The following is a 25,467-nucleotide window of genomic DNA, read 5'->3' on the forward strand; positions in this document are numbered from 1 at the left end:
CCGGCTCCAACGCTGCGCGAGATGGAAGCTTCGCGTTTCCGCCGGTTGCTTACACCGCGCCAATTGGCGTATCCAAAACCGCCGAGGCTCTAATCGCTGCCGGATGAAAGTTCAGTGGCAGGTCACTTAGCCTGGCAATCGCGCAAAACCTCAATAATAGTGCGCTACAAGTTAAATAACTGAATTTATGATATTTATAAGCGCGCTGTGGTTCGATTCCTTTCAAAGTAGTCACTTAAATCGCTCGGCATCGATCGGAACAAAGAAGCCGACCTTGACCCGGTCCATGATCACCATGGTCTTGAAGCCCTTGATGTCGGGGTTCTCGTAGAAGAACTTCCGCGTGAACTGCTCGTAGTCCTCCATGCTCTCGGCGGTCACAATGAGCAGGAAGTCGGCATCTCCCGTCACGTAGTAGCCGTTCATGACTTCGGGCGTCTGTCGGATCGACTGCTTGAACCGGTCGACGATATCGGCTCGTTCGCGTTCGAGTGTGACCAGCACGAACATCGACACGGGCCGTCCGATTGTCTTTGGAACGACGATCGACACGTCTCCTTCTATAACGCCATCGGCGCGCAGCTTCTTCAGACGTCGCTGGACAGCGGTGGACGAAAGGCCCACCAGCTCCCCGAGCTCTTCGGAGCCGCGGCGGTTGTTGGTCTGAATTAGATTGAGAAGCTTAGCATCCAGGCGATCGATCGGCATGTGCAGTCCCTATGCGTCATTTTCGAATCTACGCAGTTACTGCGACAACTGCCGACATATAGCATAAATTCAATGCTGCAACGCACCTAACCTTGCTCGAAGAAACAGACGTGAATACCGAGCGAGAACATGCTTCATCCCACACCGTCCATCGCGGAACTGCTTGAGCACAATGCCCTCTTCGAGGTCAGGGCGTTCGTGGCCGGCGAATGGAAGGCTTCCGAAAAGACGATAGGCGTTGAAAATCCCGCATCCGGTTTGGAGATCGCCCGCGTCACGGTCTGCGGCGCGGACGTGGCGCAGGAAGCTATCAACGCTGCCGAGAGCGCCTTCTCCATCTGGAGCACCATGCTCGCCAGAAAACGCGGCCAAATTCTCCGCCGATGGGCGGATCTGATCGAAGAAAATGTCGAAGAACTGGCGTTGATCATAACGGCGGAGCAGGGAAAACCCCTGGCGGAATCTCGCGGCGAGGTCCTCTACGGTGCGGGCTTCGTGCATTGGTTTGCCAGCGAAGGCGAGCGTGCCTACGGCGAGACGATCCCCAGCCACAAGCCCAATAGCAAGCTCGTGGTTTCCATGCAGCCCGTCGGTGTGACGGCCGCGATCACCCCGTGGAATTTTCCGAGCGCCATGATCGCCAGGAAGGCCGCTGCCGCCCTGGCTGCAGGCTGCACGATGATTGTCCAACCATCTCTTGACACGCCTCTTTCGGCACTGGCGCTCGCCCGCCTGGCAGAGCGGGCGGGAATTCCCGCCGGGGTCTTTCAGGTCGTCGTTGGCGATCCCGTCGTGCTAAGTGAGGAATTCATTTCCGACCAGCGCGTTCGCGCCCTCAGCTTCACCGGATCGACAGAGGTGGGACGCATTCTGCTGTCGAAGGCCGGCAGGACTGTGAAGAAGGTCTCGATGGAACTTGGTGGCAATGCGCCGTTCATCGTCTTCGGCGACGCGGATCTTGAAGAGGCGGTTCGCCTTTGCGTCGAGGCTAAGTTTGCGACCTCCGGACAGGACTGCCTTGCCGCCAACCGCATCTATATCCAGTCGCCGCTCTATGATCGCTTCTGCGCATCATTCGCGAAGGCCGTAGCGCTGCTGAAGGTGGGCGATGGCCTCGATCCCGAAAGCGACATCGGTCCGATGACCAAGCGCTCGGTGGTCGAAAAATGTCGTGCGCATGTGAAGGACGCGCTGTCCAAGGGCGCCATCATTGCCACGGGCAAGCTGGACGAGCGAGAAGGAAACTTCGTCACGCCGACGGTCATTGTCAATGTCACCGACGACATGCTGATCGTTCGCGAAGAGACGTTCGGTCCGGTCGCTGCAATTCTCTCTTTCGAAACGGAGGAGGAAGTCGTCGCCCGCGCAAACGACTGCGAGATGGGCCTGGCGGCCTATGTCTGCACGCGGGATCTCAACCGCGGAATTCGGCTCTCGGAGAACCTGCAGTACGGCATGGTCGCGCTGAACACCTCATCCTTCACAGGAGCGCCTATCCCGTTTGGCGGCTGGAAGTCTTCCGGGCTTGGACGCGAGGGTTCGCGGCACGGGCTGAGCGAGTTCATGGAACTTAAATATGTCTGCTTTGGTAATCTTGCCGCATGAGGGAAATTGAAATGTATTCCATCGACGAAATTGCGGCGCTTGACCGCAACTCCGTTCTTCATCCCTTCACCAACCTGAAGGACTATGCGAGCGGCGCGGCTGGCGGCCCGACGATCATGGAAACCGGGAAGGGCGTTCGCATTACCGACGCCACGGGCCGCGAATACATCGATGGCTTCGCCGGGCTCTATTGCGTCAATGTCGGCTATGGACGCACCGAGGTGGCGGAAGCTATCGCACGGCAGGCCTATAAGCTCGCCTACTACCACAGCTATGCAGCTCATACGACCGAAGAGCTGGCCCGCTTGTCCGCCCGTCTCGTGAAAATGGCTCCGGGCGACATGTCCAAAGTATTCTACGGAATGTCCGGGTCGGACGCCAACGAGACCCAGGCGAAGCTTGTCTGGTACTACAACAACCTGCGCGGCAAGCCCAAGAAGAAGAAGATCATCGCCCGCGAGCGCGGCTACCACGGTTGCTCTGTCGTCTCCGGCTCGATGACGGGTCTGAATTTTTATCACGACCACATGGATCTACCCATCTCGGGCATCCTTCGCACCGGAGTGCCGCACTATTACTGGGGGGCGAACGAGGGCGAGACCGAGGAGGAGTTCTCGGAACGCCGCGCCAAGGAACTAGATGCGCTTATAGTGGCAGAAGGTCCAGATACCGTCGGCGCGTTCATCGCCGAGCCCGTCCTCGGTACGGGCGGCATCATCCCGCCGCCGGCCGGTTACTGGCAGAAGATCCAGGCCGTGCTGCGCGAACACGACGTGCTGCTGATCGCCGACGAAGTCATTACCGGCTTCGGCCGTGTCGGGGCCGATTTCGGTTCGCATCTCTACGGCATCGAGCCTGACCTCATCACCGTCGCGAAAGGCCTGACGGCCGCCTACGTGCCGTTGTCCGCGTGCATCGTCGGAAAGCGGGTCTATGAGGTGATGGAAGAGGGGTCGGCCAAGGTCGGAAGCTTTTCCCACGGTTACACCTATTCCGGCCATCCGATTGGGGCTGCAGCGGCCAACGCCGTGCTCGACATTGTCGAGAACGAGCAACTTGCAACGAAGGCGGCATCGCGCGGCGCCTACATGCTGTCCAGCCTCAAGAAGGCGTTCGCCCAGTTGCCGATCGTCGGCGAAGTCCGCGGCGTCGGCATGCTGGCTGCCGTCGAGTTCGTCGCGGATCGTGACAGCAAGACGCGCTTCGATCCGGCGCTGAAGATCGGCGCGCGCATCTCGCAAGCCGCCCGCGACCGCAATCTGATCGCCCGCGCAATGCCGCATGGGGAGATTCTTGGATTTGCCCCGCCGCTGGTGATGACCGAGGCAGAGATCGACGAGATGGTCGGTATTGCTTCTGCTGCCGTCAAGCAGGTGATGGACGAGCTCGTGGCTGCGGGACATCGTGTATGATCGTGGAGGCGGGAGCCGAGACAACTGCCGAGTATGCGTTGAAGATCCATGATCTTCATAAAAGCTACGGCGCGACTGCGGTTCTCAACGGCGTAAACATCAGGGTCAGGGAAGGCGAGGTGGTCTCCCTCATCGGATCGTCGGGATCTGGCAAAAGTACGCTGCTTCGCTGCGTCAACTTTCTGGAAACACCGACCTCGGGCGCCATTGATATGTACGGGGAGGCTATTTCGGTTGCGGCCGCCGGAAATGGTCTGACGACGATCACGAACAAGTCGAACATTCCGCGGTTCCGCACGGTGGCAGGCATGGTATTCCAGAGCTTCAATCTGTGGCCCCATCTTTCGGTGCTGAGCAACGTCACCGAGAGTCTCATCTGGGTGAAGAAGATGCCGAAGAAGGACGCCATCGAAGTCGCGATGTCCGTCCTGGAAAAGGTCGGGATGGCGGAGAAACGGGATGCCTATCCCGCGCACCTGTCGGGCGGCCAGCAGCAACGTGTCGCCATAGCCCGCGTTCTTGCCATGCAGCCCAGGATCATGCTGTGCGACGAGCCGACGTCGGCGCTCGATCCGGAGCTCGTCGGCGAGGTCCTGAAGGTCATCCGCAATCTTGCTGCCGAGGGCAATACGATCCTGCTCGTCACACACGAAATGCGGTTCTCGCGCGACGTATCGAGCAGGGTTCTTTTTCTTCACAAGGGGCTCGTCGAGCAAGACGGAAGTCCATCCGAAATATTCGGTAACCCAAGATCCGAACGACTGAGGAGGTTCATCGACACCACAGGCATGAATTGACGACCAGCCAATCTGCTAAAAAATCTCAAAGAAGGGGAATGCAAAATGAACAAGACCACTCTCGCCGCCCTGCTGTGCGGCTTTCTCGTGCCAACCATCGTCCATGCCGCCGGAGACACCCTTGCTATTGGGACCGAAGGCGATGCGCCCCAGTTCAGCATGGCCGACGCCAACGGCAATGTCACCGGCTACGATGCCGACGTCGGCAACGCGCTCTGCACTGAATTGAAGCTGACCTGCAAGTTCGTCGTGCAGTCCTTCAGCACGCTGATCCCGTCCATCGACACCAAGCGCTTTGACGTCATCATCTCCGGCCTCGGCATCACCGACGAGCGCAAGAAGAAGATCGACTATTCGATCCCCTACGGTTCCACGCCGCAGTACTTCGCGGTCGCCAAGGATTCTCCATTGGCAAAGATGACCTCGCTCCCCGACGTGACCAAGGCCCTTTCGGGAAAGACCGTCGGCGTCGTCAACGGCACGACCTACGCGAAATACATTGCAAAGCACATTCCGGACGCCGATCTCAAGACATACGACTCCACCACGCAGCTCGACGCAGACCTGTCGGCCGGCCGTCTGGATGCAGCCTACGGCGACGCGCCGACCTGGGACGACTTCCTGAAGTCAACTGACGGCGCGGGCTTCACGCGTGTCGGCATCAAGATCCGTTCGATCGACGATCCGGACACGCTGGGCCATGGCATGGGCGTCGGTCTGCGCAAGGGCGACACCGAGCTGCAGGCGAAGCTCGACAAGGCGCTCTGCAAGCTGATCAACGACGGCACCATGACCAAGATCAGCACGAAGTGGTTCAACGACGATTACACCTTGCCCTGCAAGCTCTAATCCAACCACATGCAGCCACTGTCGCATGACGGCAGTGGCTGCACGGAGGGCTGCGCAATGCAAACACTTTGGCTTCTCCTGATCGAGCAGGGTTGGGGCGCCGCAATCCTGCGAGGAAGCCTTGTGACCATTGTCGTCGGGCTGCTCGGCATGCTGATCGGGCTTGCCTTCGCCATCCCATTCGCGCTCGTGCGCTGGACGAAGATTGCCGCGCTGTCACAGGCGATCCATAGCTACACCTTGCTGGTTAGAAGCATCCCTGGACTGCTGGTCATCTATCTGCTGTTCTTCGGCTCCGTCGAAAGCGTCGATGCCGTGGCGGCATTCTTCGGATTCCAGGAGGCGGCCAAGAACGCCTACCCATTCATCATGGGAACCGCCTCCATCGCGATCATCTCCTGCGCCTATTCCGTCGAGGTGCTGCGCGGCGCGTTGCAGGCCATACCGACCGGCCTGCTTGAAGCCTCGAAGTCGCTGAGCCTTCCCCGCGGCATAGTCTACATGAAGATCATCGCCCCCCTGATGTTCCGCTATGCGCTTCCTGGCCTGAACAACGTCTGGCAGTCGACCATCAAGGACACCTCGCTGATCTCCGTCGTCGGTTTGGAAGAGGTGATGCGGCTCTCATCCATCGCAGCCGGGACAACACGAAGCCCGCTATTCTTCTACATGATCGCGGGGTGCGTCTTTCTGGCAATCACCGGTGTCAGCCAGATATCGTTCACATTTCTCGAGTCCCGTCTCGGGCGCGGATTCAAGGTGAGCTGACATGGATCTGGACCTGATACAGACGGCCCTGCCGCTTCTCTGGAAAGGCGCTGAGACGACGCTGGTCATCGCATTCTTCGGACTGGCGATTGGCCTGCCGCTCGGTATCGCCCTCGCTCTTGGAAGATTGTCATCAATCCGCTGGGTCGTGGCCGCGACTTCCATCTACAGCGCCGTGTTTAGAGGAACGCCGCTGCTGGTCCAGATATTCATCCTCTATTACGGGCTCGGCCAGCTTGGCGCCGTCAGGCACACGCCGATCCTATGGTGGTTGATTGGAAACAGCCTCCATTGCGCGATACTGGCGGTCATCTTGAACACGATTGCCTATACGTCGGAGATATTCCGGGGCGGGTTCCTCGCGGTGCCGAGAGGCATGATCGAAGCGGCGCAGGCGAGTGGCATGTCGCCATGGACAACGCTGCACCGGATCCACTTTCCCCTCGCTCTGCGACAGGCGCTGCCGGCTTATGCCAACGAGATAGCGATCCTCGTCAAGGAATCGAGCCTGGCGTCGACGATCACGGTTCTGGAGATCACCGGTTATGCCAAGCGGCTTATGAGCGAAACCTTCGCCATCATAGAGGTCTTCGTGCTGGCTTCGATCTTCTATCTCGCAGTTAATCTCATCGCACTGTCTCTGGCCTCATGGTTGGAAAGACATCTTGCCACGCCCGATAGCAGAACACGCGCGAAATAAGGGCTCGCTCCCGCGCGCATAGGATGATGCGCAAGTGGCCCTCACGACTACGAAAGGCAACGAAATGAAACATTTGATCGTCGTGGGAGCAGGGGTCGTCGGCCTCTCTGCAGCGAGGGCCGCCCTTAGATCCGGCTACAGCGTGACCGTTCTGGAACAGGGGTCTCTTCCCAATCCCAATGCTGCTTCCTACGACCAACACCGTCTTATCCGCTACCAGTATGGCAGCGCTGCCGGGTACACGCGGATGGTGGGGAAGGCGTTCGAGGCCTGGGACAAGGTCTGGGTCGATCTAGGCGAAGTCCTGTTCGAAAAGACGGGCACGCTGGGCATCGCCCACGGTTCCAACGACTACGTGGTGAAGTCGCTGGCGACATTAAAGGCGCTGGGAATTGCGCATGAGCGAATGACCAGCACGGAGATCGAGCGGATCGCACCGCAGCTTACTCTGCCGGAAACCGCATGGGGACTGCTTAATTCGGACGGCGGCGCGCTCCTTGCCGACCGCATCGTCGACGGCCTTCTGGCGTGGAACATAGCGAATGGGGCCGAGATGCGAGCCAGTTGCCGTGTGGAGCATGTCGACCTCGAACGCGCGTCTGTGAGCCTGGCCGATGGCGAGGTCCTCGAAGGCGACGTCCTCGTCATCGCTGCGGGCGCCTGGCTCGGACAACTGCTGCCCTCGTATTCGTTACCCACCTACCGCCAGGCCGTTTGCTATGTCGAGGGGCCGGAAACGATGATGGCCCACTGGCGCAACGGCCCGTGCCTGACGGACATCGGCGTCGGCGACAACTATGCACTGATGCCCGTGCGCGGCACCGGATTGAAGTTCGGATCCGGCGCGCATCGCAGGGCGGGATCGCCATCGGACGGCTTTGGTGCCGACCTTGCCGAGGGCTATGAGGTGATCGCTTCATTCGCTCCGTATTTGCGGAATGCGGATGCATACAAGCCGGTTGGCATGGCGGTCGGCTACTACGTCAAGGATAGCACCGAGAAGTTCAGGGTCGACGCCATCGGCAAGTCGATGATCGTCACCAACTGCGACGGCCAGATGTTCAAGTTCGGCCCGCTGATCGGCGAACGCGTCATTGCCTGTGCCAAGGGAACGATCAGCGCAGACGAACTTCAAAGTTGGGCAGCCGGCGCGTAAGCCTGAACCTTATTCCAACACACATTCAACAGAGGAAAGGCAACAGACATGAGTGGCATGACATTCTTCGACCACGACAATCTTCCGGAACCGCGCAAGGGCGCACCGCTTCCAGATCGTCTGGTCGAGGGCAACCCGACCTTCCTGACATGGGACATCGAAAAATCCGCCGACGGCAACGTGACCAGCGGCATCTGGGAAGTGACACCCGGCGCCTACTGGTCCATCAAGGGTGAAAGCTGGGAGTTCTGCTCCATTCTTTCCGGCATCTCCGAGATCGTCGAGGAAGGTCAGCCGACCCGCCGGATCCAGGCAGGCGACACCTTCGTCCTAAAGCCGGGCTTCAAGGGCATCTGGCGGGTGATCGAGACTACTCGCAAGCTCTGGGTACAGAAGGACTGAGCAAACATGACCTTCGTCTACAAAGCCGATCCTGCAAGAGGCGCCGAGTGGGCGAAGCACTTTGCTCTGGCGATGCCCGAGACACCGTTCCATGTGTGGCCTGACGTCGGCGATCCGTCGGATGTCCGGTTTCTTGCGGCATGGCAGCCCCCGGCCGATCTGATGGGCCTCTTCCCCAACCTGGAGGTTCTGTTCTCTATCGGCGCCGGGATCGACCAGTTCGATCTCGGCGCCATTCCAGCGCATATTCCGGTGGTGCGAATGATCGAGCCTGGCATCAGCAGTGCGATGAGCGAATACGTGACGATGGCCGCGCTCGCCCTCCATCGTGATCTCCCCAGCTATCTTGACCAGCAAAAGCGTAAGGTCTGGCAGGAGATCCGCGTGGTCCCGGCTTCCCAGCGCCGCGTCGGCATTCTTGGTCTCGGCGAGCTAGCCCAGGCTTCTCTTGAGAAATTGATGCCGTTCGGTTTTCCGCTTTCGGGATGGAGCCGCTCGAGACGAGTGTTGACCGGCGTGCATTGCTATGGCGGACGCGACGAACTTGAGGCGTTCCTAGCAGCGACCGACATCCTGATCTGCCTGCTCCCGCTTACTAGCGATACGACGAATTTCCTGAACGCCGACGTGTTTTCGAAGCTGCCATCGGGAGCATCTCTCATCCATGTCGGACGCGGTCCCCAGCTTGGTCACGAGGCGCTGCTCGAAGCCCTTGATAGCGGGCATCTGTCCGGGGCATTTGTAGATGTCACCGCACCGGAGCCGCTGCCGGAAGGGCACCGCTTCTGGTCACATCCCAAGATCGTCATAACCCCGCACGTCGCAAGCATGACGCAACCCGAGACGGCGGTGAAAGTCGTAGTCGAAAATCTACGCCGCCGTTCGTCGGGCGAGCCAATGACCGGAGTGGTCGACCGCGACCGCGGATATTAAAACCATATTGCGGACGACGCTGCCCCGTCCCCCAATCGCGCCTGAAAAAGATTTTTGACGCCGGCGTTTCGTTATCTTTTGTTCGCTCATGGAAGACTCGACAGGGCCCTTGGTCACCAAGGCGCGCGCATCGGTGCCGAAGGGAGCCTCACTCTGGCGCTTTTGAATCTTGTTGTCCTTGCCGACATCAACATGGCCAGTTCCTGCTGGGCGGGAGGGCAGCCGAAGCTTTTCGCCACGCTGGACCGTAGCCGGATGGCCTTGTCGAGGCTGGAAGTTGTTCGTGAGCCGCCGATCTCAGGTCCTCACAAGAATACTTCAACTACATTCAATGCTGTCCGACCACGACTGGGCTTCCGCAGGTTCGCGTACTGGCCGAGGTGCTAGCAGGGGAGGACCCGGGAGAAGCCCGGCACCGAAATCTCCATGCTCATCAGCGTCGCGAGACTGCGCATCAGACCTTGGGTCTGGCGCAGAGGCAGCCCGTAGACAAGACGCAGGGTCAAGCACAGCGTAATCGCCAGATCCGAGTATTTCGGCTGGCCGCCCCGAGATATCCGGCGCGACGCAGACCACAAGCAAAGCGCATCATCACTCACCCACACGGTCAAATCACCACGTTGACGCAGGCTTTCATTATACCGCGCCCAATTCGTCACCTGAAATTTCTGCTTGGCAATTTTGTGCCGTCGGTCGGCATTGAACTTATGCGCATCAAATGCATCCTGGGAGCAAAAACACAGCCAGATATTAGCAAACCCGGAATCGATGCAACAACGTCTATTGGAATGAACCAGTTGCAGGCCAGCGCAATGCAGAAGATCTTGCCGAGTTCAGTTTTAAGAACTAACCGCCGGTTATTTATCACTATTTGAATTTCAGGCACTGTGGTCGCCGGTTCAGATCCTCTCAAGGCGAACAACCTGTGCGTTCGTCGGCCGGAGATCATTCGCGAGCAGCTATTTGATTGCAGTTAGATCCATCGTGAACAAGACCATAGCGGGAATTCCGTTGGATCGGTCAAGAACAATGCTGATCTATGATTTGGCCCGTTCATATTTGGAGGAGGTATTTGATCTCGACATAGTTGTAGGACTTGCCGTCGTGCCCTTGATTTGGCCGCCAAAAGAATTTGGCGCCGGGAAACTGCCACCAGGCCGGAGGCGCGCCCGATGGCGCTATCATTCAGTAGATCGACCAGAACGACGCTGCATCGGCATCCAGTACTATCGTTTTAAAACTGTCGGGGGCGAAATCTTACGGCTAAATGCAAAACGACAGAATGAGTGCCAATACGCCAAGAAAGAAAACAGTATCAGCCACCTACTTGATGCGAACTTGCCGAAATCACGGTTAGATTCGGGCGGTGCTGGGCAGCCTGTGGTGGGGAGGGCACCTTGTGAAGGAATTCGAAAGCGGCGAGGTCGAAGTGTTCATCGCTGCCCACGACGGCGACAGTCCAGAATTCCGAAGCCGCGCCAAACATCGTCGAGACCTTTACCACCTCGATGTCGCCTGGCTCGGCGGTCGTTGCGGTGGTATTCGGCTTGCGCCGGGCCCAATAGAAGCGACTGGCTTCCAGTTGATCGATGCTGATCGTGTTCATGCGCCTTCCTCCTCAGACTCGGACAAAAGCCTAGAGCAGATTATTGACGGAGTCTCAGGGGAGGCTGAGGTATACAGTATTTGGCGAGCCGCAGCTGTTAAGCAAGGTTGGTTGGTATCGGACATGGGAGACAGCTAGTTTCAGTTGCCGCGCTGTCAGGGCCAACTTCCCCTCCGAAACGTCGCGAAACGTCATCGAGCCAGGTAGGCGGCCGACCCGAGTTGCGGTCGCAGACCAGGCGATGGGCCGGGCGACTCACCCGCGAATTCGCTTCTTTGCCTATGAGTTCACCAACTGAAACGAAGACCGGAAGACCCGTAATAACCTGGTTGCGACCCGCTCGGATCTAACTCGTTATCTTGCTGGACTCTCGTCGCCCACCGCCGACGGTTCGCGGCTTTGTCTTTGCCATCGGCGGAATCTGTCGACTTGCTGGCTGTTACGAGCGTAGATTGGCCGCGAGTTTTGGCGACCGTCGAGCAACAAGTCAGAAAAACAGCGGGAAGAACAATCAGAATGCCTAACGCAATTCTCCGTGTGACCCCGTACCGGATCGGCTGCGAAGACATCCCTACCGCCTTTTGACTATTGCTAATAATCAGATGCTATTCGATTTCACGTCCATTGGAAACTATAGGCTATTTAGGTCAGCGATGTCGCAGACTAGCGTGGCATGGATTGCCAGCAAGAGTAGGTCGCGTGCCACCCTGCTCGATCCGCTTGTCGTTTGGCACTTAATCGTAAGAATGCGGCCGTTCATCCAAGGTCTGGCATTTAAATTGAGACTGGCGGACGTGAATCCCGGTCCGGGACGACGATATACCTAGCCACAACCTTCTGTAATCGTTGAGATTTGCAAAGGTATCGCGAGCGAGATGCTCGTAACGAATATCGTGACGAATCCCAATTTAAGTGGCAAGAGCTGATCGAAAATCTCGAATTATGTGCCAAATCTCAAATTGTGTGCAGTGCTAAGTATATGATTTCCTTGGAATCGGAGTCTCACGATTAAATGCCAAACGACCCCATGCGCCGAGAATCTCAAATCAAGTGCAACTGCGAAGACGTCCGCGACCGACGTGCGCAGTCCACGATCTCGTCTATAGTGCTGGCGAAGCGAGCTTTGTTCTCGCCCATCATATGGCCACGCAGCATGTGAAGCATTTCCGGCCCGGCGCGTTGGACGATGGCCACACCAGCTAACAGGGCTGGCCTTATCCAAACCTGGATCGGCCACCGTCCAATCGCTGCGTTCGGCAATTCAGATGGCGACCTTCAGATGCTGCAATGGACGTGTAAGGTGGAAACTGTGCATTTCTGCCTGTACGTCCATCATACCGATGCCGAACGCGAATTCGCCTATGATCGGAAATCATCGATTAGCAAGCTCGATAAGGGATTAGACGAGGCACGGACTGACGGTTGGACTTTGGTCGACATGAAGAAAGACTGGAAGACGATCTACGTTTCAAGCGTCAAATGAAGCTGCACCGTCGGCATTCTGGCAAAGTTTAGAATTGCCGATCTGACTTTTCAGCAAGGGCATTGCGTTATGTCGCAGCAGAAGTGCTCGTTATGCTCGGAGTCTCCTTTTGGCGCGTTGCGCAGCCCTCGACTTGCGACCAAGTGGCCATCGACGCGAGCGCCGATGGCCACTGCTTTAAAGGTCGATTTGTTCTGAAAGAAGCAGTGCATCATCTACCTCGATCCCGAGGTATCGAACTGTGCTCTCCAGTTTGATGTGACCGAGTAGAAGCTGGACCGGCAATGGGGGATTACCCTGGCATTCTTCCTTTTCGGACAGAGACTCGCGCAGCCACATCGGTGGTATGCGGCACTATTGGGTGCGGCTGAACGTGGTGGTCGCCATCGCGTTCAGTGTTTCCGCATCGCGTCCGTAGATATCGTCGTAGTATTCGACGGTTCCGTTGGTTGTCGGCCATGCAGTGAAGTAGGCAACATATACAGGCACCTGTTCAGGAAGCGGCATATCCTTCTTTTCGCCACCCTCGATCTGCTGACTGACGAAGTCGACCGTCTGATTGAGGACGGCCGCCGCCATGGCTCGCGGGTTCTCCAGGCGCACACAGCCGTGGCTGAACATGCGGTCTTGGGACGCGAATTTGCCGCGAGCCGGCGTGTCGTGCATGTAGATGTCATGGGCATTGGGGAAGAGGATCTTCAATTGCCCGAGCGCATTATCTGGCCCTGGCGGCTGGACAACCGATATATTCTCGAGCGGTTGAGACCAATCGACCTTCGCTGATGGCATCTGCTTCCCCTTCACGGAAACGACATAGCCTTGTTTGTCCAGATAGGCCGGATCGCGCTTTAGATGTGGCAGCATCTCATTGTGAATGATCGATTGTGGCACACCCCAATCAGGATTGAATTCGACCGTCTTGATCGACGCATTGAAGAAATTTGTCTGATGGTTCTGCTGGCCGATAACAGCCCTCATCGAAAGTGTTGTCTGGTCGTTTTCGTTATAATATGCCATGTAGGAGGGCTGGTTGATGAAGACGTACCGCGGCGGGAATTGCTGCGGCAGCCAACGAATCTCCTCCATGGCCACGATTACTTTTTTGATATTAGCGGCGGTGTCCGGCCCTTGTCCGGATGTCCGCAGGTAATGCAGTTCGGCTGCAAGCTGGCCAAATTTCGGATTGCCCGGCATCAGTTTGTCGAAGACGGGCATGAGATCGGGCAAGCCGGATAGCTGGGACATCGTTGTCCTCAAGTCTACCGGCTTGCGTTTGAAATCGTAATAATGGGACAGCTGGTTCGGATCGATGCGGCCACGGAAATTGTCCTGCAAGAACATCAACATCTTGCTGGACAACGCTACCTCGAACTGGGCCAACGCCTTCGCTCGCTCCGGTGAACCTTGCGGCAGGGGCTCAAACGTTGCCGACACGGCGTAATCCTCTGGCGTCAACCCCCACTCGCCGGCCTGTTTCATCAGGTCGATTGCCTGCGCAGCCTTCACCGTCGCGCCCTTGCCATCCACCCAGATGAGCTTCGCCTTCGGCTGATTGTAGTAGGCCTCGATGACATCCGCGATATCGACGTTCATACGCACTTGCAGGCTGCTCATCTCGTGGAAGATTTTTGCCTGCCTGGCGGCTACGGGATCAAAAAGCGTGGCGAGAGGCGATGTATTATCCTGTGGCGAGAGTTCGGCAGTCCGACGCGTCGGCGCGGCGTAGAGAGCCGATGATTGAGTCCCACCCGCAAGAGCCGCAGGCGAGGCTTCCGGCGGCTTGGTGGTCGCCGCCAGCGCACTCCCAGAAAGCATGAATAGGCTGACGAAAGACGGGAGTGCACAAATGACTAGACTTCGTTTCATCTCATGTCCCACAACTCGACTTAATTTCTGTCCATGGGCTCCGACGGTGGTTCGGCATCGAGATCTACATGCCATTGTTTCGAACTATCGAAAGTTCCCGTCAACAGGCCGATGCCTTGTACTCATAAATAGGCCATTTGAAGGTCAATTAAGACGCCGATGATAAAGGCCAGAGATCCGCCTCACATAATGGATGGCCCCGGAAGGAGCCCGACCCGTTACATAGCCCATGCCATGGTAGGGCAAACAATGGTTCAGACCGTAACCTCTGCCATTTTTGACGATCGGCGCGGACGCGTTAAGCGACCGCGCGTTGTCGTCGTCTTCAGTCATCTCTTGTTCCGAGGTCGTGTTTGCAGTCTGAAGATCATAGCTCCCCAGATCAACGACGGCGGATTCTCTGATGCGGTATGCCGATTTAAATTCGGCGATGAACGGCGTTGGTGCATGGATCCGTTGTTGGCCACAATTAAGTCTATGATGGCGCTCGTCATTTCGTCTTTGCCTTGCAACGAACGGACTTCGGGCGTGCACAGGCAAGCATGCAGTTGAGAACGGCGCAACCGATGGCGACCTCTGTCTGCTGGGCCGGGAAGGAGCGAGCCCTCAAGCGCCGTGCGATCATTCCCTTGTATCGCCCGATGGCGGTCTCGATCAGAGCCCTCTTGCCGTAGCCGGTGGACGCCTGCCACTTCATGCGGCCATCTATATTGATCGACGCTATGTGATCGTCTCTCTGGCCGGGTGGTTCGGTGTCGGTTCGTTCCACTGCGTTCGAGCGTGGTGGAATGACAATCCGGACTTCGGCGCTGTGCCGCAGGACGGCGTTGTAGGTAGGGTCGCCATCATAGGCGCCGTCGGCGGCGAACAGGTCGATCTGGCCGTCGATCTGGTCGAGCAATGGCTCCACCTGCGAGGCATCGCCTGTGTCCTGATCTGTCAGCGTATGAGCTATGATCTCGCCGTTGTCGGCATCCAGGGCCAGATGCAGCTTGCACCACTTGCGGCGGGATTTGGCACCATGCTTTTCTTTCAGCCACTGGCCGGCACCGTAGATCTGCAGGCCGGTGCTGTCGACCAGCACATGCAATGGACCACCCGGCACTGCCGCTCCGTCATCCAATCCGACTGACGGCTTCCAGGTCCGCGCCCTGCGGCTTAGCGTCGTGTGATCGGGAACGGGCAGGTTCAATCCCATCAGTTGGAGCACCGAACCCAGCAAGCCCTCAGTCTGGCGCAGCCGCAGTCCGAACGCCAGGCCCAGCGTCAGGGCAGTCTCAATTGCCAGATCGGCATAGCGCGGCTGGCCACCTAGTGTCTTGCGCCGCAGAGCCTGCCATCCGACCAGCGCTTCCGGCGTCATCCACAGGGTCAGACTGCCGCGCCGACGAAGACCCGCCTCATATTCCGGCCAGTTCGTCACCTTGAACTTCATCTTGCGGATGCGATGGCGGCGGGCGGCGTTATGTTTATGCGGCATGGTGCGGAATCACAGTGATTGCGGTCTCAACTGCTTACTGTCCAACCGTTGAATGATCCGTGCGCCAACGCCGTGACGAACGGGAACCGCAGTTGCTGAAGTCAGAATTGCAAAAATCGTGCAGGCCGAGCCGCAGCAGTTTCGGCTATTGCAGTGACCTTTGTGTCGGTGCGGGGTCGAAGGGTTTGCAACAGAAGCGCAGTCAGACTTGGTGCGGTCGATGGCAACGACGATGGCTGGAGAGGAGAGATCACTATGGCCGTTAACAGCCAACACTTCGTTCCGTACGCTAGCGCCAAAGACGACCAGCGAAAAGATAATTGCAAGTTTTGCCCAAACGCGCACGAATGAGATTGTTCGCTTTCCCATAAGCCAATTCTAAATGGCAGGCAGTTCGAGTTCAACGCCACACTTGGACGGTCGCCTTTGGGCGAATTGCTTAGTCGACTCTACCATTTCGCCGCTCCGTATGACCACGTTCTCGTCGGCGGCACGGGAACTGGAAAGAGCGTGACCAGACTTTATCCGCCGCAGATATGATTTAAATTGATGTGATCGACAGCACCGCACCAAAATACATAAGATCCGAAATTCTCACGGCATTGGCATTGCGTACTCTTGCCGAAAGGACTCCTTGTCGCTTATTTCAGTATTTCAGTTGGACTAGGTGGAGCTATAAAATGATTTGAATTGATGTTGACATCAATCTTTTGAGGCGTCAATAATCCTCACATATCGGCGGAGGAGGAAGCTGCCGAGTAGGAGGAACACCAAAATGTCGAATCTTATTCGCATGTCGCGACGCGACTTGCTGGCCACCGGCGGCCGGGCGCTCGCTTTGACTGCTGCCGCGGGCATCGCCCCACAATTCATTCGTCCAGGCCGTGCCTATGCGGCCGATGCCCTCGCACCGGGTATGATCGGCGGCCCCACTGGGTTTGCCGGTGCCGAGCGCTATCAATATGGGCCCGACACCCCAGAGGGTCGGGCAATCGAGGCGGTAAAGCAGATAAAGGGTGCCGGCAAGGCGCCGACCAAGATCGTCCTTGGTCTATCCGACGGATCGATCGGCCAATTGACGAAACCGTTCCCGGCCGGCGCGCCTTCGATCAAGGATCTGTGGGAGAAAGAAACCGGCATCACGCTTGATATCGTCGGCGTCCCGAATGGTCAGGAATTCACCAAGACGATGCAGGACATCTCCACCAAGGGTGGGGCATTCGACATCTACGCCGTGGAATGGAACCGCCTTGGCGATCTGGCCGAGACCGGCGGCATCATCAAGATGGACGACTACGTTGCTGCCCACAAGCCTGAATGGGATGATCCAGAGCGCGGCTATGTCAACGGCAAGAAGGGCGTTTCGCTCCTCAACCAGTACCGTGGCTCGACCTACGGTGTTTCTCTCGACGGCGACTTCCAGACCTGGAACTACCGAACCGATCTCTTCAACGACGAGAACGAGAAGAAGGCATTCTCCGACAAGCACGGATATGCACTGGCGCCGCCGCGCACCTTCAAGCAGCTCGACGAGATCGCCGCGTTCTTCCATCGACCGGACAAGGGCCTGTTTGGCTGCACCGATCTCAGGAACCAGGGCTGGGGCTATACCAACTGGTACCAGCGCTTTACGTCGATGGCGTCGCCAAACCAGTATCTGTTCAGCGACGACGGCAAGCCGTTGATCAATTCCGATGCCGGCTACAAGGCGACACAGGAATACGTCGATTCGCTTTCCTACCATTCGCCGGATGCGATCTCCTGGGGATGGCCCGAGCAATACGGCAACTTCGCCGCGGGCGGAGCCGCGATGACATGCGCCTTCTCGAACCTGCCGAAGTTCCTCGATAACAAGTCGAACGAAGGCTCGAAGATCACCGGAAAAATCGGTTCGATGCTGCCGCCCGGTCGCGAGATCGACGGTCAACTCGTTCGCCGTTCCGTACTTTGGTTCAGTCTTTCGGCCTCCATCTCCTCGCAGAGCAAGAACCCCGAGATTTGTTATCTCCTGCTGCAATGGCTGGGTTCCAGCCGCATCTATTCCTGGATGACCGCCAATCCGAGCGGTTACTTCGATCCGTTCCAGCTGGCAAACTTCGCAGATCCTCTCGTTCGCGAGACCTATCACGCCTACCACATGGACGTGGTGCGTGAGACCGTCAGTCGCGTGGTTCCGTCGATCAACTATCCCGGAGCAACTGCATTTCACAATGCCCTCGACGAAAATCTGGTCGCAGCGCTGACGAAGAGCAAAACTGCTCAGGAGGCGATGGCGGACACGGAAAAGCAGTGGATGCGCATTGCCCGCCGTATCGGCGAGGACAAGCTGGTCGGGGCGATCAAGACCAACAAGGAAGCCTGGCCGACGACGCTGGACCCGCTTGAGGGTTGACGAAAAATTCCGACGTCCGGGCGGCCATGCCGCCCGGATATTTGTCAATCATTTTCGATCGTATCCTTCATGAACCGTTCGCTGCCCTTCGAAATCTTTCGCTACAGCGCCATTCTGGTTGCGCTCGCGGTCACGCTTGTCCCGACACTCTGGATGGCGTCGATGGCGTTCAAGCCGATATCAGAGTGGTCGGCGAGCGGCGCTGCGTTGACCTGGTGGCCCAAGCATCCGACGCTCGACAATTTCCGCTTCATTTTCGGGACCTCGACCAACGACCTGATTGTTGCTCTTGACCGCACCGCGGCCAAGCCGATCCTCGCCTCTTTGCTGTCGGCAGTGTTCGGAACGATCATCGCCATGGTGTGCGGCACGTCGGCCGCCTATGGCCTTTCCCGCTTCGGCTCGGGCCAGAACCTTCCGCTGGCGCTGATCCAGCTTCGGTTGTTTCCGCCGATGGCGGTGATGATCCCGGTGATGATCATGTGGGCCTTTTTCGGCATGATCGATAGCTGGTGGGGTCTGGCGCTGATTTACGGCATCGTGACGCTGCCTTTCGCGTTCTGGCTAATGAAGACATTCTTCGACGACATGCCGCGGGAGATCGAAGATGCGGCGCTGGTGGAAGGCTGTTCGCGCTTTCGCGTCTTCGTCAAGATAACTCTGCCGATGATGCGGCCGGCGCTTGCGAGTTCCGCGCTGTTCGTTTTCATCCTCAACTGGTCGGACTATCTGATCTCGCTGCTGCTGACGACGCGCGAGTGGGTGACAATACCGGTTTACATGGCTTCGCTGTCATCTTCGATGACCGGTCAGCTATATGGTGCCAAGGCAGCCCTCGGGCTGATCGCAGCGGTGCCGCCTGTCATCATGGGCATCGCCATCCAACGTCATCTCGTACGCGGATTGACCTTCGGAGCCCTGAAGCAATGAGCGTGCTTGCGACCGAGGAGAAGCTGCCTGTGGCCGTTGATGTCGAAAAATCTGGGGCGCGGCCGGAAGACGGAAGGCGACTTGGCTTGCTGCTGACGCTGCCGGCGCAGATTCTCGTGCTGTTCATCGCGCTGTTTCCGCTATTGATGCAACTTTATATCAGCATGACCGATTGGTCGCCGCTCGACGGCACCGGCTGGTGGCGCGCCTGGCAGGCATGGAATTACTTTGCCAACTACACTGATCTCGCCGTCGACAGCCGGTTCTGGAGCGCGCTCGGCCGCACGGCCCTGATCACGGTTGTTTGCGTACCTGCGGAGTTTCTGCTTGGCCTCGGGCTTGCCATCCTCTTCATTGACGATTTCCCTGGAAAGCGCTTGTTCTATTCCATCATGCTGATCCCGATGATGGTGGTGCCTGCCGTTGCCGGATATATGTTCTTTATGCTTTTCCAGTCGGGTGGCCCGGTCAACGACCTGCTCTCGGCCCTGACCGCAACTCCGATCACGCTCGCCTGGCTGTCTAGCCCCGGCACTGCCTTGATCGCAGTCATGGTGGCCGATATCTGGCAGTGGACGCCGCTGATGTTCCTGATCCTCCTGGCGGGTCTGGTCGGCGTGCCGGAAGACCAGATGAAAGCTGCGACGCTGCTCGGAGCCTCGTGGACGCAGCGCTTTCGAACGATCGTCATACCGAAGATGAAGACCATCATCATCATCGCGCTTGCCATCCGCGTCATTGAGAACTTCAAGATATTCGACACGCTCTACATCATGACCGGCGGCGGACCTGGTGTCGCAACCGAGACCATCTCTGTCTATATCTACAAGATCACGCAGCAGGACTTGATCTGGGGCTATGTCGCCGCCATCGCGCTCGTCATCCTGATCGTTCTTTCGGTGCTTGTCTCGCTGGCGATCAGCCGGATGAACGCTGCCAAGAAGGAGGCCGTCGCGTGACCACCATCCATCTCAACAACCTGGTCAAACGCTTCGGCGCCTTCACGGCACTGAAGACGATGGACCTCGAAATCCGCAACGGCGAATTCATGGCATTGCTTGGGCCGTCCGGCTGCGGAAAGTCGACGACAATGAATATGATCGCCGGAATGGAAAGCCCGTCAGAAGGACGCATTCTCTTCGACGGGCGGGACATGAACGGCGTCACGATGGGGCGGCGAGGCGTCGGCTTCGTCTTCCAGAACTATGCGATCTTCACCCATATGAGCGTCTACGACAACCTCGCCTACGGACTGAAAGTGCGCGGCACCGCGCAAACCGAGATCGACCGGCGCGTCAAGGCAATCGCCGAATTCCTGCAGTTGACGCCCTTGCTGAAGCAGCCCTCCGCGAAGCTTTCAGTCAATATCCTGCAACGGCTGGCGATCGGGCGATCCGCGATTGTTGAGCCGGCCATCTTTCTCCTCGATGAGCCGCTTTCCAACGTTGATGCAGCCTTTCGCGCTGTCATGCGCACCGAGCTCAAGCATCTGCAGCGCCAGTTCAAACAGACCATGGTCTACGTCACCCACGACCAGCTGGAAGCCATGACCATGGCCGATCGCATCGCCGTGATGGATCACGGCGTACTGCAGCAGGTCGGTACGCCGCTTGAAGTCTACAATGATCCGGTCAACCTGTTCGTCGCCGATTTCATCGGTTCCCCAGGAATGAACCGCCTGAACGGCAGACTGGCAGAGTCGGACCGCGGCTTGGTGGTCGATCTTGGCCGGTTGGGACGGACCGCACCGATCTCGTCAGATCTGGCCGCCGCGGCGCGGCACAATGGCGCGCGGGAGGTGGTCTACGGTTTCCGGCCCGAGCGCGTGTTGCTGAGTGGCTCGGGCGAAGGCATTCCGCTGCCGGTCACCTTCGTCGAGCGCATTGGCGCGCGAACCATCGTTCATCTCGGCGACGGCGAGCAGCGGGTCAAGGCGGTGTTCGACAACAATGTCGGCCTGCAATCAGGCAAGACGGCGCATGTCGCGATCGAGCCCGGCGCTATCCGGCTGTTCGATGCGAAATCAGGCATCGCGATCCGGGAGGCACGATGATGGCCGGTATTTCATTCCGCAATGTCACCAAGGCCTATGGCAAGAATGTTGCCGTCGACAATGCCTCGTTCGACATCAAATCCGGCGAGTTCTTCTGCTTCTTCGGCCCGCCGCTTTCCGGCAAATCCACCATACTGAAGCTCATTCTCGGACTGGAAACGCCGGATGAAGGGGAAGTGCTGATCGGCGGCAAACCGGTCAATCATGTCTCGCCGGCCGCTCGCAATGTGGCGATGGTGTTTCAGAACCTTGCGCTCTTCCCCCACATGAGTGCCGGCGACAACGTCCGGTTTCCGCTCGTCGAACGAAAGGTGCCAGAGGCTAAAATCCGCGAACGTGTGGATGCCGTGGCGGCGAAGCTGCATATCGGCCACCTGTTGCACAAGCCGCCGGCCCAGCTTTCGGGCGGCGAGCGTCAACGCGTGGCGATCGCTCGTGCTCTCGTCCGCGATCCCGTTGCCTATCTGATGGATGATCCGATCTCGGCGCTCGACGCGCGCCTTCGCGAAGAGACCCGCGTCGAACTGAAGCGCATCCAGCGGGAGCTTGGCCAGACGCTGATCTATGTCACCCACGACCAGGAAGAGGCAATGTCCGTTGCCGACCGGATGGCGATCATGCAACACGGCAAAATCCGACAGGTGGGCACGCCTGTCGAGATTTACGACAAGCCGGCCAACCAATATGTCGCGCGGCTGCTCGGCGCGCCGATGATGAATATCATGGCTGCCGTCAGAGGCGCCGGGCTGGAAATTGCCGAAGGTACGATCGTCTTGCCGTTCGACCTGACGCCGAACGCGGTTACGGGCGTCGGCATTCGGCCGGAAGACCTGAGGGTCGAACCCTGGCGCGAAGGCAGCGTCTGCCGGCCGGCCCGTGTGTTCGAGGTCGAGCCGCTCGGCGGCTATACCGTCGTGACGCTGGATACGGGCAGCGAAAAGTTGCGGGCGCTGATGCGCGGACAGCCCGAGGTTCAGCTCGACAGCGCCGTTGCGCTCAGCTGTGATGCGGCAAAAGTACATTTCTTCGGATCCGCGGGCGAGGCGCTGGTTCGATAAGACGAAACGAGTATTGGGAGGAACATATGTCAGACAACAAGGGATTCATTCCCGATCCGCGGGTTCGTGTCCGCGAATTCCGGATCGGCTGCATTGGCGCCGGCATGATCATGGCCGAATGTCATCTCGCAGCCTACAAGGAGGCGGGCTTCCCGGTTGTCGCCATCGCCTCGCGCACGCAATCGAAGGCCGAGCAAGTTGCCAAGCGCTGGGGCATCCCGAAAATGCATGCGACGCCGGAAGAACTAATCGCAGACCGGAATGTCGAGATCGTCGATCTGGCCTATCCGCCGGACCAGCAGCCTGACCTTATACGCATGGCTCTCGCCGCGCCGCACATTAAGGCGATTCTGGCACAGAAGCCGCTTGCGCTGTCGCTCGGGGAGGCGATTGCGCTGCGCGACGAAGCGGCCAAGGCCGGCAAGATCCTCTCCGTCAACCAGAACATGCGCTACGACCAGTCGATGCGCGTGCTGAAGCAGATCCTCGATCGCGGCGAACTCGGCGACGTCGTTCTGGCGACGATCGAGATGCGGGCCATACCGCACTGGCAGGGTTTCCTTCAGGGCTATGACCGCCTGACGCTCGCCAACATGAGCGTGCATCACCTTGATGTCTTGCGTTTCCTGTTCGGCGATGCGGAAGAGATAACGACGATCTCCCGCACCGATCCACGCACCGCCTTCGAGCACAAGGACGGCATCACGGTATCGACGCTGCGGTTCCCGAACAACGTTCTCGCAGTGTCGATGGAGGACGTCTGGGCCGGGCCTCGCGAAGAGGGCTTTGACGCCGACAATTATATCAAGTGGCGGGTGGAGGGCACGTCAGGCGTTGCCCAGGGGACGATCGGCTGGCCGGACGGCACGCCTTCGACACTCACCTATGCATCGAGGAAAACGACCGACGGCAAGTGGGTGACGCCGACATGGGAGACCATGTGGTTCCCGCATGCCTTCATCGGCGTGATGGAGCAGCTGCAATACGCCGTCAAATCAGGCGAGGCCCCGGCGCTTTCGGTCGCTGACAACGTAAAGACCATGGCGCTGGTGGAGGCCGGGTACCGGTCGATGGACAGCGGCCGGGCGATAAAACTTAACGAAATTTCGATCAATTCATGAATTCCAAGGGAGGAACCACACCATGATGCAGACAGGTATTTTCACCGGCTACTTTCCGTATGGCCTTGAGGAAACGGCCACGAAGATCCGGGCTCTCGATTTCAATACGGTGCAGCTCGACATGCATTTCAAGGATGTCGATGTTTCGGCGGGGCAGATCACCAAGGACAAGTGCGTTCGCATCCGCAACACCTTTCGCGACCATAATCTGCCGATCTCGTGTATCTCCGGATACACGAACATCATTCATCCTGACAAAGAGGAGCGCGGTCGTCGCGTCGCTTATCTCAAGGAAATCATCGGGCACGCCCAACATCTCGGCACGCCCTACGTGATCTCCGAAACCGGCACCTACAACACCGAATCCGATTGGGTGCATCATCCGAAGAACAAGACGGAGGAAGGGTTCGAGGAGTGCCGGAAGGTGGTTGCCGATCTTGCCCAGCATGCCTACGATCACGGTGCCGTCTTCCTGCTCGAGACCTACGTGAACAATGTCGTCGGATCGGTCGAGGAGACCGTCAGGATGTTCGCACAGGTCGATCATCCCGGCCTCGGGCTTCTGATGGACCCGACCAACTATTTCGAGACCCACAACATCGACCGGATGGATGCGATCCTCAACCAGGTCTTCGACACGCTGTCCGACAAGATCAAGATCGGCCACGCCAAGGACGTCAAGCGTTCCGGTTCCGACAAAAGCGAAAAGCATGCCGACATCGGCGATGACGATGCGCTGGAGAGCCACACCTTCCGCGGCGTCGGCGAAATCGAACTGCCGGCACCGGGCCTTGGTTCGCTCAACTACGATCTCTATCTGAAGCGTCTGGCGCAGAAACATCCAAACATCCCGATGATCATCGAGCATCTGGATGAAACCGACGTTCCGCGCGCCAAGAAGTTCCTTGACGGAAAGCTTCGCGCCCAGGGTCTTTAAGCCAGGTGACTTCAGCACTTCCTGCGCCCGATCCGGCGCGCAGGGAGTGCTGCCTGTTCAGACCTCTGGAATGTTTTCCTTGAAGATTACCTGCAGTCGCGGGGGATGCCCCTCATAGGGTGTCCCCAGGACCGCGTGTGCGAGAATATTGAGCGATTCACGCGCTTCGACCCGTGGATTTTGATCGATGACTGCGTCCATGGTGCCGTCGAGCAGCAGAGATTTCGTGTCTTCGGTCGCGTCGTGGCCGACGAATACGATCGAGGACTGGAGGTTACGCATCTTCAGCGCTCTCGCTATGCCCATGCTGCCGGCGCCGACGTTGTAGATTGCCGCAAGATCGGGATGCTTTTCGAGTAGCGCTGATGCCTCGGAATAAGCTCGCTCCTGATCGTCCAGCATTTCGCGGATCTCGACGATCTCGATATAGGGAAATTCCTCCGCCAGGATATGTCGGAAGCCCATTTCCCGCTCTTCGTGTCCCCGATAGGAAAGCGATCCTGCAAGCAATGCCACCTTGGCGTGGGGCCTCGCACCAATGAACCGACTGAGGAGGTAACCCGCCAGCCGCCCCGCCGCCCTGTTATCGATGCCGACATAGGCGATGCGCGGTACATGCGAGATGTCCGAAACCACTGTGGCGACTTTCACCCCGCTTGCGGCAAGCGAGCGGATGGCTTCTCTCACCGTCGGATGATCGAGCGCGATAACGCCGACGCCATCCGTGCGTCCCTCCAGCTCGCGAAGGGTGCGGGCGAGGGAATCCGGACTGAACCCTTCGATCATCAGCACGCTGACATCCAGCTCCGGGCGAGCGGACGCTAGAATTTCGATCTGGCGGCGAAACGTCGAGATGAAGGCATTGGCACCGGCGGGTAGCGCGAAATGCAGCTTGATCCTGGTCGGGTTGAGGGCCACCGTGCCGCCCTCTGTTTCAGCCGAATAATCGAGCTTTTGCGCCGCTGCGAGAACCACCTGCTTGGTTCGCAACTTCACGCCCGGGCGATTGTTCAGCACACGATCGACTGTTGCCGGAGAAACGCCGGCCTCGCGCGCAATATCTAAAATGGTGGACCGCAATTTCAGACCTTCTGTTCGCTGCAGCCTCTCGGCAAAGGCGTTGCTGATGCAATTTGATGTAACGGTCTCATTCAATTGGCCACAATCGACCTTCTGTCAATAGTTCGCCGGTTTCGATGGCTTGCCCATGA

At 58.3% G+C, this 25,467-nt stretch carries 22 protein-coding genes and 2 pseudogenes; 17 read left to right on the forward strand and 7 right to left on the reverse strand.

Annotation, left to right across the window (positions count from 1 at the left end):
• Window positions 1–231: 231 nt before the first annotated feature.
• On the reverse strand, window positions 232–708 hold the full coding sequence (locus CPY51_RS10985; protein WP_111160285.1) for an Lrp/AsnC family transcriptional regulator: 477 nt from the start codon (window positions 706–708) through the stop codon (window positions 232–234).
• Between the two features lie 129 nt (window positions 709–837).
• On the opposite strand from CPY51_RS10985, the gene CPY51_RS10990 reads away from it, so the two are divergent.
• Genes CPY51_RS10990 through CPY51_RS11030 form a run of 9 tightly spaced genes read left to right on the forward strand, consistent with a single transcriptional unit; the run spans window position 838 to window position 9,330 of the window.
• Window positions 838–2,313, forward strand: coding sequence for an NAD-dependent succinate-semialdehyde dehydrogenase (locus CPY51_RS10990; protein ID WP_111160286.1), 1,476 nt, complete (start codon window positions 838–840; stop codon window positions 2,311–2,313).
• Between the two features lie 11 nt (window positions 2,314–2,324).
• Entirely contained in the window at window positions 2,325–3,725 is a 1,401-nt protein-coding gene (locus CPY51_RS10995; protein ID WP_111160287.1) for an aminotransferase, read from the forward strand.
• Window positions 3,722–4,522, forward strand: coding sequence for an ATP-binding cassette domain-containing protein (locus tag CPY51_RS11000; RefSeq protein ID WP_111160288.1), 801 nt, complete (start codon window positions 3,722–3,724; stop codon window positions 4,520–4,522). Before CPY51_RS10995 ends, CPY51_RS11000 begins: the two co-directional genes overlap by 4 nt.
• Window positions 4,523–4,567: 45 nt before the next feature.
• Window positions 4,568–5,371 (forward strand): transporter substrate-binding domain-containing protein, encoded by an 804-nt coding sequence (locus CPY51_RS11005; RefSeq protein ID WP_111160289.1) that lies wholly within the window; start codon window positions 4,568–4,570, stop codon window positions 5,369–5,371.
• A gap of 57 nt (window positions 5,372–5,428) precedes the next feature.
• Complete coding sequence (locus CPY51_RS11010) at window positions 5,429–6,139, forward strand: ABC transporter permease (RefSeq protein WP_111160290.1); 711 nt, start codon at window positions 5,429–5,431, stop codon at window positions 6,137–6,139.
• A gap of 1 nt (window position 6,140) precedes the next feature.
• Window positions 6,141–6,839, forward strand: a complete 699-nt coding sequence (locus CPY51_RS11015; protein WP_111160291.1) for an ABC transporter permease — start codon at window positions 6,141–6,143, stop codon at window positions 6,837–6,839.
• A 34-nt stretch (window positions 6,840–6,873) separates the two neighbouring features.
• Complete coding sequence (locus CPY51_RS11020) at window positions 6,874–7,995, forward strand: NAD(P)/FAD-dependent oxidoreductase (protein WP_275540471.1); 1,122 nt, start codon at window positions 6,874–6,876, stop codon at window positions 7,993–7,995.
• A 48-nt stretch (window positions 7,996–8,043) separates the two neighbouring features.
• The gene (locus CPY51_RS11025) at window positions 8,044–8,397 is read left to right on the forward strand and encodes a cupin domain-containing protein (protein WP_111160293.1); all 354 of its coding nucleotides are present in this window, start codon (window positions 8,044–8,046) and stop codon (window positions 8,395–8,397) included.
• Window positions 8,398–8,403: 6 nt separating this feature from the next.
• A complete protein-coding gene (locus CPY51_RS11030; RefSeq protein WP_111160294.1) occupies window positions 8,404–9,330 on the forward strand; it encodes a 2-hydroxyacid dehydrogenase in 927 nt (308 codons plus the stop codon).
• A 383-nt stretch (window positions 9,331–9,713) separates the two neighbouring features.
• Here the strand turns inward: CPY51_RS11030 and CPY51_RS33365 are convergent, their stop codons facing one another.
• Together CPY51_RS33365 and CPY51_RS11045 are read right to left on the reverse strand one after the other, a co-directional pair.
• Window positions 9,714–9,989 carry a transposase gene (locus tag CPY51_RS33365; RefSeq protein WP_275540472.1) on the reverse strand — a complete coding sequence of 92 codons (276 nt, stop codon included), beginning with the start codon at window positions 9,987–9,989 and terminating at the stop codon, window positions 9,714–9,716.
• Window positions 9,990–10,645: 656 nt separating this feature from the next.
• A complete protein-coding gene (locus CPY51_RS11045; protein WP_111160296.1) occupies window positions 10,646–10,936 on the reverse strand; it encodes a hypothetical protein in 291 nt (96 codons plus the stop codon).
• A 1,216-nt stretch (window positions 10,937–12,152) separates the two neighbouring features.
• On the opposite strand from CPY51_RS11045, the pseudogene CPY51_RS11050 reads away from it, so the two are divergent.
• Window positions 12,153–12,419 (forward strand): annotated as a pseudogene (locus CPY51_RS11050) (haloacid dehalogenase-like hydrolase); the annotation flags it as partial.
• Between the two features lie 177 nt (window positions 12,420–12,596).
• On the opposite strand, the pseudogene CPY51_RS33370 reads toward CPY51_RS11050, so the two are convergent.
• The 3 genes and pseudogenes from CPY51_RS33370 to CPY51_RS11060 all read right to left on the reverse strand — a co-directional run.
• A pseudogene (locus CPY51_RS33370) lies at window positions 12,597–12,695 on the reverse strand (tyrosine-type recombinase/integrase); the annotation flags it as partial.
• A 78-nt stretch (window positions 12,696–12,773) separates the two neighbouring features.
• Window positions 12,774–14,285, reverse strand: a complete 1,512-nt coding sequence (locus tag CPY51_RS11055; protein ID WP_244598598.1) for a L,D-transpeptidase family protein — start codon at window positions 14,283–14,285, stop codon at window positions 12,774–12,776.
• Window positions 14,286–14,775: 490 nt separating this feature from the next.
• Window positions 14,776–15,765, reverse strand: a complete 990-nt coding sequence (locus tag CPY51_RS11060; RefSeq protein WP_111160298.1) for an IS5 family transposase — start codon at window positions 15,763–15,765, stop codon at window positions 14,776–14,778.
• Between the two features lie 775 nt (window positions 15,766–16,540).
• On the opposite strand from CPY51_RS11060, the gene CPY51_RS11065 reads away from it, so the two are divergent.
• From CPY51_RS11065 to CPY51_RS11095, 7 genes are all read left to right on the forward strand, one after another.
• Window positions 16,541–18,157, forward strand: a complete 1,617-nt coding sequence (locus tag CPY51_RS11065; RefSeq protein ID WP_111160299.1) for an extracellular solute-binding protein — start codon at window positions 16,541–16,543, stop codon at window positions 18,155–18,157.
• Window positions 18,158–18,226: 69 nt separating this feature from the next.
• On the forward strand, window positions 18,227–19,087 hold the full coding sequence (locus CPY51_RS11070) for a carbohydrate ABC transporter permease (RefSeq protein ID WP_111160300.1): 861 nt from the start codon (window positions 18,227–18,229) through the stop codon (window positions 19,085–19,087).
• Entirely contained in the window at window positions 19,084–20,046 is a 963-nt protein-coding gene (locus CPY51_RS11075; RefSeq protein ID WP_111160301.1) for a carbohydrate ABC transporter permease, read from the forward strand. The genes CPY51_RS11070 and CPY51_RS11075 overlap by 4 nt, the downstream gene beginning before the upstream one ends.
• Window positions 20,043–21,140 carry an ABC transporter ATP-binding protein gene (locus tag CPY51_RS11080; RefSeq protein ID WP_111160302.1) on the forward strand — a complete coding sequence of 366 codons (1,098 nt, stop codon included), beginning with the start codon at window positions 20,043–20,045 and terminating at the stop codon, window positions 21,138–21,140. The genes CPY51_RS11075 and CPY51_RS11080 overlap by 4 nt, the downstream gene beginning before the upstream one ends.
• The gene (locus tag CPY51_RS11085; protein ID WP_111160303.1) at window positions 21,140–22,198 is read left to right on the forward strand and encodes an ABC transporter ATP-binding protein; all 1,059 of its coding nucleotides are present in this window, start codon (window positions 21,140–21,142) and stop codon (window positions 22,196–22,198) included. The genes CPY51_RS11080 and CPY51_RS11085 overlap by 1 nt, the downstream gene beginning before the upstream one ends.
• 26 nt (window positions 22,199–22,224) lie before the next feature.
• Window positions 22,225–23,319, forward strand: coding sequence for a Gfo/Idh/MocA family protein (locus CPY51_RS11090; RefSeq protein ID WP_111160304.1), 1,095 nt, complete (start codon window positions 22,225–22,227; stop codon window positions 23,317–23,319).
• Between the two features lie 22 nt (window positions 23,320–23,341).
• Window positions 23,342–24,256 carry a sugar phosphate isomerase/epimerase family protein gene (locus tag CPY51_RS11095; RefSeq protein WP_111160305.1) on the forward strand — a complete coding sequence of 305 codons (915 nt, stop codon included), beginning with the start codon at window positions 23,342–23,344 and terminating at the stop codon, window positions 24,254–24,256.
• Between the two features lie 57 nt (window positions 24,257–24,313).
• Here the strand turns inward: CPY51_RS11095 and CPY51_RS11100 are convergent, their stop codons facing one another.
• Window positions 24,314–25,336 carry a LacI family DNA-binding transcriptional regulator gene (locus CPY51_RS11100; RefSeq protein WP_111160383.1) on the reverse strand — a complete coding sequence of 341 codons (1,023 nt, stop codon included), beginning with the start codon at window positions 25,334–25,336 and terminating at the stop codon, window positions 24,314–24,316.
• Between the last annotated feature and the right edge of the window lie 131 nt (window positions 25,337–25,467).

The sequence above is a fragment of the Arminella tubonensis genome (assembly GCF_003240585.1).
Lineage (GTDB): Bacteria > Pseudomonadota > Alphaproteobacteria > Rhizobiales > Rhizobiaceae > Rhizobium > Rhizobium tubonense.